Origin of the sequence: Streptomyces aurantiaciflavus (assembly GCF_049808595.1) — a bacterium.
GTDB lineage: Bacteria > Actinomycetota > Actinomycetes > Streptomycetales > Streptomycetaceae > Streptomyces.
Map to the genome: position 1 here is coordinate 280,432 of NZ_JBNCAQ010000005.1, position 14,069 is coordinate 294,500.

The window sequence follows — 14,069 nt, forward strand, 5'->3', positions numbered from 1 at the left end:
GACAACCGGCGGAGCCGGTCCGCGGGCGTGGGTTACGTTCGGGGTGTGAAAGCAACGAGCGCAACGAGTGCGACGCCCGAGGACGGCTCCGGCCGAGTCGTCCTGCTCACCACCAGCCACCGTGTCGCCCCCGGCCTGCTGTCCTGGCCCGCCTGGCAGACCCTGCGCACGGCCGACCGCGTCCTGTGCGCGGACGGCGCCCACCCCCAGCTGCCGTACCTGCGCGAGGCCGGCATACCGGTGGAGGAGACCTCACCGACGGCCGAGGACCTGGTCGCCGCCTGCGCCGGCGGCCGCACGGTCGTCGTCGTGGCGACCGGCGAGGGCGAACCCGCCCTGACGGACGGCCTCGCCCGCCTGGCGGGCTCCGGCCGCGTCGCCATGCCCGAACTGGAACTCCTCCCCGCCTCCTACGACCTCCCGGGCGCCCGCCTCCTCGACCTGATCCAGGTCATGGACCGCATCCGCGCCGAGTGCCCCTGGTCGTCGCAGCAGACCCACAAGGGCCTCGCCAAGTACGGCATCGAGGAGGCCTACGAGCTCGTCGAGGCCATCGAGGACGGCGACCGGGACGAGCTGAGGGAGGAACTGGGCGACGTCCTCCTCCAGGTCGTCTTCCACGCGAGGATCGCCGAGGAGGATCCGGACTCCCCGTTCTCCATCGACGACGTGGCGGCCACGATCGTCACCAAGCTCATCCACCGCCACCCCCACGTCTTCGGCGACGCCACGGCGACGACCCCCGAGGAGGTCAAGGAGCACTGGCTCCGCACGAAGGCCGTCGAGAAGCGGAGGGAGTCCGTGACCGACGGCATCCCCCTCCACCAGCCGGGCCTGGCCCTCGCCGCGAAGCTGTCGTCCCGGGTGCGGTCGGCGGGCCTGGAGGTGCCGCTGCCGGCCTCCGAGGGCATCGGCTACGAGCTCCTCGCCCTGGCGGCCCGGGCCGAGGGGGAGGGCGTGGACCCGGAGGCGGCGCTGCGGGCGGCGGCTCGGGCTTACCGGGATGCGATTCGCGGGGTTGAGGGCGTGGGGGATTAGTACGGTGGGGTTCTGATTCGTCGGCGTGGGCGCGGGGGCTTGTATGGCGCGGAGGAACACGAGGTATCGCCTTGCGAGTTGCAGGGAGTGCGGCACCTCCACGAGCAGCCGTGACAGCGCTTGCCCGGTGTGCGGTACGCCCTTGCGCGAACCGGAAGCCGAGTCGATCCCGGTTCCCATCGCCCCCGCCCCCGCCCCCACCTGTGACCACGTCGACGTTCCCGTGGTGCCCGCCGAGGCTGCCCCGGCCGCCTCCCGCGATCACGTCGACCTCAGCCACGGCACCTTCCACGCCGCCGTGATCGGCGCCCAGTACAACTACGCTTCCGCCCCCACCCCCGTCACCCTCGCCGACACCTGGCCTCAACTCCGCGCCGTCCGCCGTCTCACCCTCGGTATCCGCCCCGCCCGCCGCTTCGGCGACGAGCCCACGCTGCCGCCGTACGTGCGCCGTGACACCGACGACCTACTCGACCGGATCGTCGAGGAGCGCCTGCGCACCGGCGGACTGGTCGTCGTCACGGGGGAACCGCTCTCCGGCAAGTCGAGGACGGCCTGGGCGTCACTGCGCCGGGTGGGCGGCGGCATCCGGACCCGCGTCCACAACGCCCAGCCGGGCACGGACCTGCGCGGCCTGCCCACCGCCCTGCGCGGCCGGGACCGCTCGGGCAACCACGTCGTCTGGCTGGACGACCTCGAAGGCCACCTCGGCGAACAGGGCCTGACAGCCGGTCTGCTGGCGCAGTGCGTCCACGAGGGCGTCCTCGTCCTGGCCACCATGCGCGACGCGGCCTACGACGACCGTCGCTTCGGGGACGGGCCCACGGCCCGCGTGCTGAGCGGAGCGTCCACCGTGCAGCTGACCTGCCACTGGAGCGAGGCAGAACTGGCGCGGCTCGACGAGGCGGCCGATCCGCGCCTCGTGGACGCCCGCCGGCATCGCGGGACGCTGGGCGTGACCCAGTTCCTCGCGGTCGGGCCGGAGCTGTGGGAGGAGTGGCTGCGGGCCGGCCGGTCGTTGGCGCGCAAGCGCGGGCACCAGCTGGTGCGGGCGGCCGTCGACCTGGCCCGGTGCGGGGTCACGGCGGCGGTGCCGCTGGAGCCCCTGACGACGTTGACCGGTCCCTGGCTGGACGAGGCTCTCGAATGGGCGGTCAGGCCCCGGCTCGGCACCGTCGGCCTTCTCGTCCGGGGAGAGGAAACCGGGACGTGGCGGGCGAGCGGACCCCTGGTCGCGGATGCCCTGCGGTCGCCGGACCTGTCTCCGCTGAAGCACGACCAGTGGCTGAGCGCTGTCCGGGAGGCGCACAAGCACAGCCCGGACGACTTCGACGACGTGGTCCGGGCGGGACGCGCGGCCCTCCGCGCCTTGGGTGAGGCGGGGGACGGCAACGCGATGAACACCCTCGGTGTCCTCGCGGGCCTTGCCGAGGACCACACCGACGCCAGGTTCTGGTACGAGAGGCTGGCGGACCGGAGCAAGACCTGGGGGACCTTCCTGTTCGGCCAGTACCTCGCCGGGCGGGGTGAGCACGCCGAAGCCATCCGCTACTACGAGGCGGCAGCCGAGGCCGGTAACCCCGTCGCGGTACAGGACATCGGGCCCCTCCTCCTCATGCGCGCCGAACACTGGCTGGCCCGGGCCGCCGAAGCCGGTTCCCAGTCCGCCGCCGCCCAGCTGACCGCCCTCCGCGAAGCCCTCGCCGACATCCCGGCTACCGTCGAGGAGTGACCGACCAGCCCACCCCCGACAGCACCGCCCCGGAACTCTTCACCTGGGAATTCGCCACCAACCCCTACCCCGCCTACGCCTGGCTCCGCGAGCACGCGCCTGTGCACAGGACGCGCCTGCCCAGCGGAGTGGAGGCCTGGCTGGTCACGCGGTACGCCGACGCCAAGCAGGCCCTCGCCGACCAGCGGCTCAGCAAGAACCCCGCGCATCACGACGAGCCCGCGCACGCGAAGGGCAAGACCGGCATCCCCGGTGAGCGCAAGGCCGAGCTGATGACGCACCTGCTGAACATCGACCCGCCGGACCACACTCGCCTGCGACGCCTCGTCAGCAAGGCGTTCACACCTCGCCGTGTCGCCGAGTTCGCGCCCCGCGTGCAGGAGCTCACCGACCACCTCATCGACCGGTTCGCCCCGCAGGGCACCGCCGACCTCATCCACGACTTCGCGTTCCCCCTCCCCATCTACGCCATCTGCGACCTCCTCGGCGTTCCCCGCGAGGACCAGGACGACTTCCGGGACTGGGCGGGCATGATGATCCGGCACGGGGGAGGCCCGCGCGGTGGTGTCGCGCGGTCGGTGAAGAAGATGCGCGGCTATCTCGCCGAACTCATCCACCGCAAGCGCGAGGCCCTGTCCGCCGAGCCCACGCCCGGCGAGGACCTCATCTCGGGCCTCATCCGCGCCTCCGACCACGGCGAGCACCTCACCGAGAACGAGGCCGCCGCCATGGCCTTCATCCTCCTGTTCGCCGGCTTCGAGACGACCGTCAACCTCATCGGCAACGGCACCTACGCCCTCCTCACCCACCCCGAGCAGCGGCACCGGCTCCAGGACTCCCTGAACTCCGGCGACCGCGCCCTCCTCGAAACCGGCGTCGAGGAACTCCTGCGCTACGACGGCCCCGTGGAACTCGCCACCTGGCGCTTCGCCACCCGCCCCCTCACCCTCGGCGGCCAGGACATCGCCCCCGGCGACCCCGTCCTCGTCGTCCTCGCGGCCGCGGACCGCGACCCGGCACGCTTCACCGACCCCGACGTCCTCGACCTCTCCCGCCGCGACAACCAGCACCTCGGCTACGGCCACGGCATCCACTACTGCCTCGGCGCCCCGCTCGCCCGCCTGGAGGGCCAGACCGCCCTCGCCACCCTCCTCACCCGTCTCCCCGACCTCCGGCTCGCCGCCGACCCGGCCGACCTGCGATGGCGCGGCGGCCTCATCATGCGCGGACTGCGCACCCTGCCCGTGGAGTTCACCCCCGTAGCACCGGCTGAACCACGCTGAACCGGGGCCCACCTTTCGCACCCGTCCGCTGACCCGCCGTGATGTGGCCGTACGGCGAAGCAAAGGTGACCGTTCCTCAACTCTGTGATCTTCACGTGATCTGCGCGGCATTAACTTGTGACAAGTGATCGTCTGCCGATACGTTCACTCGTCAGCGCGGCGACCCCGCTTCGGTCGCCGCGCGGGCACTGCTGTCTCGAGAAAGGCGCCCGCATGCTCTCCGGGAACGGTCGTCACCGTCGCCCCCGCCAGGCCCCGGCCCTCCTCGTCGCGGCCGGGGTGACCGGTTCCGCCATCGCCATCCCGCTGCTCGGCGCCTCCGGCGCGAGCGCCGCCGACGGCACGGTGTGGGACAAGGTCGCGGAGTGCGAGACCGGCGGCTCCTGGAGCGCTGACAAGGGCGGCGGTGAGTACGGCGGCCTGTCCCTGACCCAGGAGGACTGGGAGAAGTACGGCGGCCTCGACTACGCCTCGCGCCCCGACCTGGCCAGCCGCAACCAGCAGATCTCCGTCGCCCAGAAGCTCCTCGCCGACCAGGGCGTCGGCGCGTGGGGCACCTGCGGGCTGACGTCCGGGCTCAGCAAGGAGTCCGGCTCGCTGGACCTGGACACGGGCGTGGCGGGCGACTCGTCCGACTCCTCCATAACGTCCGGCTTGTCCGACCTGTCGAAGGGCTCGTCCGGCTCCTCGGACTCCTCCGGCTCCTCGAAGGATTCCGGCGACACCTCCACCGACCCGTCCGCCGACTCCTCACCGGATTCCACGAATTCGCCCTCCTCGTCCCCTTCATCCCCTTCGTCTTCCACCTCCTCCACGCCGGGCGGCTCCGCCGCGTCCGGCCCGTCCACCGGCGCCGACGCGAGCGGTTCACCGGCGGGCGACAGTTCGTCCACGGGCACCCGCGAAACGGACGACTCGGACAACTCGGGGCAGAGTGCCGGTTCTTGGAGCCTCGTCGACACCGGTGCGGCCGACACCGCGGCCGACGCGACCGGCTCCGGCCGTCACCGCGGCGGCACCGCCGACGAGAGCGCGACCGACGACAAGTCCGCCGCCTCCTCCGGCCGTCACGCCGCGAGCACCCTCGGCGGCACGGCCGGCACCTACACCGTCCGGGCGGGCGACTCCCTCGCCTCCATCGCCGACTCCCTTGACCTCGACGGCGGATGGCGCGCCCTCTACGCCGAGAACAAGGACGTCATCGGCGCCGACCCGAGCGACATCGCTCCCGGTCAGACTCTTGTGACCGGGGTCGAATAGGGCCTAAATCCCGAGAAAACGGGGGGAGTTCACGTCACACTTCGCACCCGAATGTCCGGTTTGGTGAAAGTGTGGGATGAGTCTCAGAAGCGCTGATCGTCTTTGAAATTCCGCCGATCGCGTGTCTACGGTCATGAGCGCTCGGCAACCCGAGCCCCGGCTGTCGCAACGCCGAATCCTGCCAGCGGCCGCCCGGGAACAGTCGTCGCGTCAAGCGCCGCAGGCAGGAGCGGGGGACCCAAGGTAAGTGCCGCACCGGGCAGTTGACGGCCGCGGCTAGGGGTGAAGCCACACCTCCCACGGAGGAGTGGCCGGGCAACTCAACCGGCCCGAACCCGACAGCTCACCTCGCAGGCGTCGGTGAGGGGATCGATCCATGCTGTTTTCCGGCAAGGGCAAGCACCGTCGTCCGTCCAAGGCCACTCGCGCCATCGCCGTCGCCGGTGTCACCACCGCCGCCGTCGCCGCCCCGCTGATGGCGGCCGGCAGCGCCTCCGCCGCCACGGCCTCCGAGTGGGACGCCGTCGCCCAGTGCGAGTCCGGCGGCAACTGGTCCATCAACACCGGCAACGGTTACTACGGCGGTCTGCAGTTCTCCGCCTCCACCTGGGCCGCGTACGGCGGCACGCAGTACGCCTCCACCGCCGACAAGGCCTCCAAGGCGCAGCAGATCGCCGTCGCCGAGAAGGTCCTCGCGAGCCAGGGCAAGGGTGCCTGGCCGGTCTGCGGCAAGGGCCTGTCCAGCGCCGGGTACAACGGCGGCTCCGCCGACAGCGGTTCCGGCTCCGGCTCGTCGGGCGCCAACACCCGTTCGACCGAGGAGCGCAGCGCCTCCCGCTCCGCCGAGCGCCCGGCCACCGAGACCCGGAAGACCCAGAAGACGGTCACCACCCCGACCGGCAAGAAGGTCAAGAAGGGCGACGGCGAGTACAAGGTCGTCAAGGGCGACACCCTCAGCTCCATCGCCGCGGAGCAGAACGTCAAGGGCGGCTGGGAGAAGCTCTTCCAGCTGAACAAGGACATCGTCGAGGACGCCGACCTCATCTACCCGGGCCAGCAGCTGCACCTGAAGTAAGAGGCGGCTCTTACCCAAGTCACAGCCCCCTCACAACCGAGGCCCGCACACTGAAGGCCTCGTGAGGGTGCCCCCCGCCCTCACGGGCTCCCCGCCCCGGTGCGTGTTCCCCCGTACGCACCGGGGCGGGGTTTTTCCTTGCCCGCCCGTGTCCCGCGGTTCACCTCGCGTTCCCGGAGTCGCCCTTCAGTTCCCGGAGTTTCCCCGGCCCCCTTTGTTCCGACCGGGAACAATGTGTACCGTCAGTCTGTCCACGGGACGGTCGGTCGGCTGCCGACGGCCCCGGGACGGTTAGGCTCTAGTCGCAAGGCTCAGCAAGGGCTCATCACGGCCCACACGTGCCCCGCACTACCAGCGTCACATCCCAAGAAGGAGATGCTCGTGCCGTCCATCGACGTCGTCGTAGCCCGGGAAATCCTGGACTCCCGAGGCAACCCCACGGTCGAGGTCGAGGTCGGCCTCGACGACGGCAGCACGGGTCGTGCCGCCGTCCCGTCCGGCGCCTCCACCGGTGCCTTCGAGGCCATCGAGCTCCGCGACGGCGACCCCAACCGTTACCAGGGCAAGGGCGTCGAGAAGGCCGTCCTCGCCGTCATCGAGCAGATCGGCCCGGAGCTGGTCGGCTACGACGCCACCGAGCAGCGCCTGATCGACCAGGCGATGTTCGACCTGGACGCCACCGACAACAAGGGCTCCCTCGGCGCCAACGCCATCCTCGGCGTCTCCCTCGCCGTCGCCCACGCCGCCTCCGAGGCCAGCGACCTGCCGCTCTTCCGCTACCTGGGCGGCCCGAACGCGCACCTGCTGCCGGTGCCGATGATGAACATCCTGAACGGCGGCTCGCACGCCGACTCCAACGTGGACATCCAGGAGTTCATGATCGCCCCGATCGGCGCGGAGTCCTTCTCCGAGGCCCTGCGCTGGGGCACCGAGGTCTACCACACCCTCAAGAAGGTCCTGAAGAACAAGGGCCTGTCCACCGGCCTCGGCGACGAGGGCGGCTTCGCCCCGAACCTCGGCTCCAACCGCGAGGCCCTCGACCTCATCCTCGAGGCCGTCAAGGAGGCCGGCTACACCCCCGGCGAGCAGATCGCCCTCGCCCTCGACGTCGCCGCGTCCGAGTTCTACAAGGACGGCTCCTACACCTTCGAGGGCAAGGAGCGCTCCGCCGCCGAGATGACCGAGTACTACGCCGAGCTCGTCGAGGCGTACCCGCTCGTCTCCATCGAGGACCCGCTGTTCGAGGACGACTGGGAGGGCTGGAAGACCATCACCGCCAAGCTCGGTGACAAGGTCCAGCTCGTCGGCGACGACCTGTTCGTCACCAACCCCGAGCGCCTGGCCCGCGGTATCGAGGAGGGCGCCGCCAACGCCCTGCTGGTGAAGGTGAACCAGATCGGTTCGCTCACCGAGACCCTGGACGCCGTCGAGCTCGCCCAGCGCAGCGGCTTCAAGTGCATGATGTCCCACCGCTCCGGCGAGACCGAGGACGTCACCATCGCCGACCTGGCCGTCGCCACCAACTGCGGCCAGATCAAGACCGGCGCCCCGGCCCGCTCCGAGCGCGTCGCCAAGTACAACCAGCTGCTGCGCATCGAGGAGATCCTCGACGACGCCGCGGTGTACGCGGGCCGTTCGGCCTTCCCCCGGTTCCGCTTCGCGGACCAGTAGGCACAGCAAGGGCCGGCCCCTGGCGGGCCAGGCCTCAGCCAGTCGTACGTACGTCCCCGTACTCGGTCCCGTACCGTGTCCGGGGACGTACGCACGTGTGAGACGGGAGGCGGGGGACAGTGGCCGCGAAGGACCGGGACCGTTTCTCCACCGCGACCAGGATCCGGTTGCTCGGCGAACAGACGGCGGCCCGCGTCTATCGCTCCCAGACCCGGCGCCAGGCCCGCCGCTCCCGCCTCACCGGCCGGGCGGCCCTCCTCGCGCTCGTCCTGTGCTCGCTGATCGTGGCCCTGGCCTACCCCATGCGCCAGTACGTCTCCCAGCGTGCCGAGATCGCCGATCTGGAGCGCGAGCGGGAGCAGGCCAAGGAGCGGGTGGAACAACTGCGCGACCTCAAGGCACGCTGGCAGGACGACGCGTACGCCGAGCAGCAGATCCGGCAGCGGCTGCACTATGTGATGCCGGGGGAGACGGGCTTCGTCGTCATCGACCCGGACGCGGCGAAGCAGGCCCGCACCGACCTGGGGGCCGCCGACCGCCCCTGGTACTCCAACGTCTGGGACGGCGTCGACAAGTCCGACGCCTCCGACCGGTGAGACCGCCCCAGCCCGACAGCCCAAGAGCGACAGCCAAAGAGCGACAGCCCAAGAGCGACAGCCCAAGAGCGACAGCCCAAGAGCGACAGCCAAAGAGCGACAGCCCAAGAGAAAGACACGCATGGACACCCCCCCGCCGACCACCCCGCGCACCGAGCCCACCGACGCGGACGTCGAGGCCTTCCAGCAGCAGCTCGGGCGCCCGCCGCGCGGTCTGCGCGCGATCGCGCACCGCTGCCCGTGCGGCCGGCCGGACGTCGTGGAGACGGCCCCCCGCCTCCCCGACGGCACGCCCTTCCCGACGCTGTACTACCTGACGTGCCCGAAGGCGAACTCCGCGATCGGCACCCTCGAGGCGAACGGCGTGATGAAGGAGATGACGGCCCGCCTGGAGACCGACCCGGAGCTGGCCGCCGCCTACCGCGCCGCCCACGAGGACTACATCCGGCGGCGGGACGAGATCGAGGAGCTGAAGGGCTTCCCGAGCGCGGGCGGCATGCCGGACCGGGTGAAGTGCCTGCACGTACTCGTGGCGCACTCCCTGGCCGCCGGCCCGGGCGTGAATCCGCTGGGGGACGAGGCGCTCGGGATGCTGCCGGAGTGGTGGCGCAAGGGGAGCTGCGTCGCTCCCGCAGCGGAGAAGTGACCGCAGGGACAGTCCCGCCCCGGGGCCGCGCCCCCGGCGCCCCCGACCGGCCACGCCGTCCTCGATGACTCAGACGGCTCAGACGACTCAGACGACCCCAGACGACAAGGAACTGCCATGACCCGCGTCGCCGCCATCGACTGCGGTACCAACTCCATCCGCCTCCTCGTCGCCGACGCGGATCCGGCCACCGGTGAACTGGTCGACCTGGACCGCCGTATGACCATCGTCCGTCTCGGCCAGGGCGTCGACCGCACCGGCCGTCTCGCCCCCGAGGCGCTGGAGCGGACCTTCGCCGCCTGCCGGGAGTACGCGGCCGTCATCAAGGAGCACGGCGCGGAGCGTCTGCGCTTCGTCGCCACCTCCGCCTCCCGGGACGCCGAGAACCGGGACGAGTTCGTGCGCGGGGTGCTGGACATCCTGGGTGTGGAACCCGAGGTGATCTCCGGTGATCAGGAGGCCGAGTTCTCGTTCACGGGAGCGACGAAGGAGCTGACGGGGCGGGACGACCTGCAGCGCCCGTTCCTGGTGGTGGACATCGGCGGTGGCTCCACGGAGTTCGTCGTCGGCGACGACCACGTCCGCGCGGCGCGCTCGGTCGACGTCGGGTGTGTACGGATGACCGAGCGGCACCTGGTCGTGGACGGCAGGATCACCGACCCGCCGGCCGCGGAGCAGATCGCCGCGATGCGCGCCGACATAGAGGCCGCGCTGGACCTCGCCGAGCAGACGGTCCCGCTGCGCGAGGCGCACACGCTGGTGGGCCTGGCCGGGTCGGTCACCACGGTCGCGGCGTTCGCGCTGGGCCTGGACGAGTACGACTCCGCGAGGATCCACCACTCCCGGATCGGGTACGACCGGGTCAAGGGCATCAGCGACGCCCTTCTCAAGGCGACCCACGAGCAGCGCGCCGCCCACCCGGCGATGCACCCCGGCCGCGTGGACGTGATCGCCGCGGGCGCCCTCGTCCTGTGCTCGATCATGGAGCGGATCGGTGCGCGGGAGGTCGTGGTGAGCGAGCACGACATCCTCGACGGCATCGCGTGGTCGGTGGCGTAGCTCTCTTTTGTTACCGACGGGTAGCACTCTGCTGAGCAGTACGGATAACGTATGAGCGTGCCGGAGGGGCCTTCGTGGGCCCCTCTGTGGCGCTCCGGAGACACCCCGCCGGAAAACTTCGTGAAGTTCTTCACAAGGAATTCGGCCCTGTCGGAGGACGCGGACACCCCCGTTGACCCTTCCGGGGCCCCATCGCCCGTGTGAACGTGTTCAAAAGCGGAAGGCGCGGACGTTTCGCGGAGTCCGCTGCGGCGGTGTTTCGGAGCCCTCACCCGGCCCCTCTTCACCCGGAGAGGCAGCTCACGCGGCATTGACAACGGTGCGCGCCGCGCACGGGTTCCCGTTGTCCGCCATGATGTGGATCACGCGGGCCGCGGAGGATAGCACACACCCTGCGGAAGCTTGTGAAGGGGCGCACGAGCGACCCCCCTGGGGCGGGTGGATACTCGATGGCATGAGCACCACGGAGCGTCCCAGGATCCTCGTAGTAGGCGGTGGGTACGTAGGCCTGTACGCAGCTCGGCGCATCCTGAAGAAGATGCGCTACGGCGAGGCGACCGTCACGGTCGTCGACCCCCGGTCGTACATGACCTACCAGCCCTTCCTCCCCGAAACCGCCGCCGGCAACATCTCCCCGCGTCACGTCGTCGTCCCGCTGCGGCGCGTGCTGCCCAAGGCGGAGGTCCTCACCGGCCGGGTCACCACCATCGATCAGGACCGCAAGGTCGCCACGATCGCCCCGCTGGTCGGCGAGGCGTACGAGCTGCCCTTCGACTACCTGGTCGTCGCGCTCGGCGCCGTCTCCCGCACCTTCCCGATCCCCGGCCTCGCCGAGCAGGGCATCGGCATGAAGGGCATCGAGGAGGCCATCGGTCTGCGCAACCACGTCCTCGAGCAGCTCGACAAGGCCGACTCCACCACCGACGAGGAGATCCGCCGCAAGGCGCTCACCTTCGTCTTCATCGGCGGCGGCTTCGCCGGTGCGGAGACCATCGGTGAGGTCGAGGACCTGGCGCGCGACGCCGCCAAGTACTACAAGAACGTGTCCCGCGAGGACATGCGCTTCATCCTCGTCGACGCCGCCGACAAGATCCTTCCCGAGGTCGGCCCGAAGCTGGGCGCCTACGGCAAGGAGCACCTGGAGAGCCGCGGCGTGGAGATCTACCTCTCCACCTCCATGGACTCCTGCGTCGACGGCCACGTCGTCCTGAAGAACGGCCTCGAGGTCGACTCCAACACGATCGTCTGGACGGCCGGCGTCAAGCCGAACCCCGCCCTGGCGCGCTACGGCCTCCCGCTCGGCCCCCGCGGCCACATCGACTGCGCCCCGACCCTCCAGGTCCAGGGCACCGACTACATCTGGGCCGCCGGCGACAACGCCCAGGTCCCGGACATCGCCGCCCGCAAGGCCGGCGTGGAGAACGCCTGGTGCCCGCCGAACGCGCAGCACGCCCTGCGTCAGGCCAAGGTCCTCGGCGACAACGTGATCTCCGGCCTGCGGGGCTTCCCGCAGAAGGAGTACAGCCACGCCAACAAGGGCGCCGTCGCGGGCCTCGGCCTGCACAAGGGCGTCGCGATGATCGTCATGGGCAAGATGAAGATCAAGCTGCGTGGCCGCCTGGCGTGGTACATGCACCGCGGCTACCACGGTCTGGCCATGCCGACCTGGAACCGCAAGATCCGCGTCTTCGCCGACTGGACGCTCGGCATGTTCCTCAAGCGCGAGGTCGTCGCCCTCGGCGCCCTGGAGTCCCCGCGCGAGGAGTTCTACGAGGCCGCCAAGCCGGCCCCGGTCGCCGCGGCCCCCAAGGCCGAGAAGACCGAGAAGACCGAGGAGAAGGCCAAGGCCTCCTGACCTCCGGTCACTGAACACCCCGAAGGGGCCGCCTGCCATCCGTGGTGCAGGCGGCCCCTTCGGCGTACCTGCCCCCACCGGCGGCTGCCGCCCCCGTCCCCCGCCGTCGGCGCTGAACGGGCTTGGCTCATATGCCGGGTGGGCTGGGTGGGGTGGTGTGTGTGGAGGGGGCGGGGGATGTTGGCTTCGTGGGGGAGGGGCGGCGGAGCCGTGGGGTGCGGGGGGCGCCGTGGGGGTGCAGGGGGCGAAGCCCCCGCCGGGGGTCGGGGCGGAGCCCCGGGTGGGGCCCTCTTGGCCGAGCGAGTCGGGCGGGTGGGTGGGCGAGGTCGGGGTCCGGGGCGGAGCCCCGCGACGGCACCCAACCCCCCGGCTCGAATGATTTGCGCAGCTGTAACGCGCATGGGGGACTGCACCCGCGCCCCCCGGGTGTTTACGTGGTGTCAGGACATTCCGGGATTACCGTCACGGAGGTGTGCACCATGGCTGACGCCGCGCCGCGGCTCCACGCCCTTGTAGAGCAGTTGCTGGGAGTCCCGTTCCCGGTACGCATCCGCGCCTGGGACGGTTCACAGGCGGGCCCGCCCGACGCGCCGACCCTGGTCGTACGCAATCGCAGGGCGCTGCGCCGCCTGCTGTTCAAACCGGGCGAACTGGGCCTGGCCCGTGCCTGGGTGGCCGGCGACCTGGAGATCGAGGGCGACCTCTACACCGCCCTCGACCTCGTCTCCGGCCTCATCTGGGAGCGCGGCGAGGACGCGCGTACGCTCACCGAGGCCCTCCGCGACCCGCAGTTCCGCGCGGCGGCCAGAGGTCTGCTGAGGCTCGCCGGGCCCCCGCTGCCTCCCAGCCCGCCCCGCGAGGAGGTCCGCCGTACGACCCACCTCCACAGCCGCCGCACCGACAGACGTGCCATCAGCCACCACTACGACGTCGGCAACGACTTCTACGAGCTGGTCCTCGGCCCCTCCATGGTCTACTCCTGCGCCTACTGGGAGTCCCCGGACGGCACCCTCGAGGACGCCCAGCGCGACAAGCTCGAACTGGTCTGCCGGAAGCTGGCCCTGACCCCGGGCCGGCGTCTCCTCGACGTCGGCTGCGGCTGGGGTTCGATGGCGATCCACGCGGCCCGTGAGCACGGAGTGAGCGTCGTCGGCATCACCCTCTCCCAGGAGCAGGCGGCGTACGCCCGCAAGCGTGTCGCGGACGCCGGCCTCACCGACAAGGTGGAGATCCGCGTCCAGGACTACCGCGACGTCACCGACGGTCCGTACGACGCGATCTCCTCCATCGGCATGGCGGAGCACGTCGGCGCCGCGCGCTATCTGGAGTACGCGAACGCGCTGTACGGCCTCCTCAAGCCGGGCGGCCGCCTGCTCAACCACCAGATTGCCCGGCGCCCGCAACGCGACGAAACCGACTACCGCGTGGACGAGTTCATCGACGCCTACGTCTTCCCGGACGGCGAGCTCGCCCCCGTGGGCAGCACCGTCACCCAACTCGAACGCGCCGGCTTCGAGGTCCGTGACGTGGAGTCCATCCGCGAGCACTACGCCCTCACCCTGCGCCGGTGGGTCGCCCGTCTGGAGGCCGACTGGGCCCGCGCGGTGCAGCTCACCAGCCCCGGCCGTGCCCGTGTCTGGCGCCTGTACATGGCGGCCTCCGCCCTCGCTTTCGAAGGCAACCGCATCGGCGTCAACCAGGTCCTGGCCGTCCGCACCCCGCCCTCCGGCACCTCCGGCATGCCCTTGCGCGCCCGTACCTGGAACTGACCCACAACGCCACTGACCCACAACGCCACTGACCCACAACGCCACTGACCCACGACACGAAGGGGCCCCGCCGCATCCGCGACGG

The 14,069-nt window shown here is 71.1% G+C and carries 11 protein-coding genes and 1 riboswitch; all 11 genes read left to right on the forward strand.

Annotated elements, in window-relative coordinates:
* Positions 1-45: 45 nt before the first annotated feature.
* Positions 46-1,038, forward strand: a complete 993-nt coding sequence (locus ACPT94_RS07885) for a nucleoside triphosphate pyrophosphohydrolase (protein WP_360344746.1) — start codon at positions 46-48, stop codon at positions 1,036-1,038.
* Positions 1,039-1,180: 142 nt separating this feature from the next.
* Positions 1,181-2,770 carry a tetratricopeptide repeat protein gene (locus ACPT94_RS07890; RefSeq protein WP_425245492.1) on the forward strand — a complete coding sequence of 530 codons (1,590 nt, stop codon included), beginning with the start codon at positions 1,181-1,183 and terminating at the stop codon, positions 2,768-2,770.
* Positions 2,767-4,053, forward strand: a complete 1,287-nt coding sequence (locus tag ACPT94_RS07895; protein ID WP_360344750.1) for a cytochrome P450 family protein — start codon at positions 2,767-2,769, stop codon at positions 4,051-4,053. Before ACPT94_RS07890 ends, ACPT94_RS07895 begins: the two co-directional genes overlap by 4 nt.
* 213 nt (positions 4,054-4,266) lie before the next feature.
* Entirely contained in the window at positions 4,267-5,313 is a 1,047-nt protein-coding gene (locus tag ACPT94_RS07900) for a transglycosylase family protein (RefSeq protein ID WP_360344752.1), read from the forward strand.
* Positions 5,314-5,518: 205 nt separating this feature from the next.
* A riboswitch (cyclic di-AMP (ydaO/yuaA leader) is annotated at positions 5,519-5,685 on the forward strand.
* Between the two features lie 4 nt (positions 5,686-5,689).
* The gene (locus tag ACPT94_RS07905) at positions 5,690-6,388 is read left to right on the forward strand and encodes a transglycosylase family protein (RefSeq protein WP_360344754.1); all 699 of its coding nucleotides are present in this window, start codon (positions 5,690-5,692) and stop codon (positions 6,386-6,388) included.
* 381 nt (positions 6,389-6,769) lie between these two features.
* Positions 6,770-8,059 (forward strand): phosphopyruvate hydratase, encoded by a 1,290-nt coding sequence (gene eno / locus ACPT94_RS07910; protein ID WP_360344756.1) that lies wholly within the window; start codon positions 6,770-6,772, stop codon positions 8,057-8,059.
* Positions 8,060-8,178: 119 nt separating this feature from the next.
* Positions 8,179-8,655, forward strand: a complete 477-nt coding sequence (locus ACPT94_RS07915; RefSeq protein ID WP_360344758.1) for an FtsB family cell division protein — start codon at positions 8,179-8,181, stop codon at positions 8,653-8,655.
* 121 nt (positions 8,656-8,776) lie between these two features.
* The gene (locus ACPT94_RS07920) at positions 8,777-9,301 is read left to right on the forward strand and encodes a DUF501 domain-containing protein (RefSeq protein WP_360344760.1); all 525 of its coding nucleotides are present in this window, start codon (positions 8,777-8,779) and stop codon (positions 9,299-9,301) included.
* Between the two features lie 117 nt (positions 9,302-9,418).
* The gene (locus ACPT94_RS07925; RefSeq protein ID WP_360344762.1) at positions 9,419-10,360 is read left to right on the forward strand and encodes a Ppx/GppA phosphatase family protein; all 942 of its coding nucleotides are present in this window, start codon (positions 9,419-9,421) and stop codon (positions 10,358-10,360) included.
* A gap of 454 nt (positions 10,361-10,814) precedes the next feature.
* A complete protein-coding gene (locus ACPT94_RS07930; RefSeq protein ID WP_360344764.1) occupies positions 10,815-12,215 on the forward strand; it encodes an NAD(P)/FAD-dependent oxidoreductase in 1,401 nt (466 codons plus the stop codon).
* 479 nt (positions 12,216-12,694) lie between these two features.
* The gene (locus ACPT94_RS07935; RefSeq protein WP_360344766.1) at positions 12,695-13,984 is read left to right on the forward strand and encodes a class I SAM-dependent methyltransferase; all 1,290 of its coding nucleotides are present in this window, start codon (positions 12,695-12,697) and stop codon (positions 13,982-13,984) included.
* Positions 13,985-14,069: the final 85 nt, after the last annotated feature.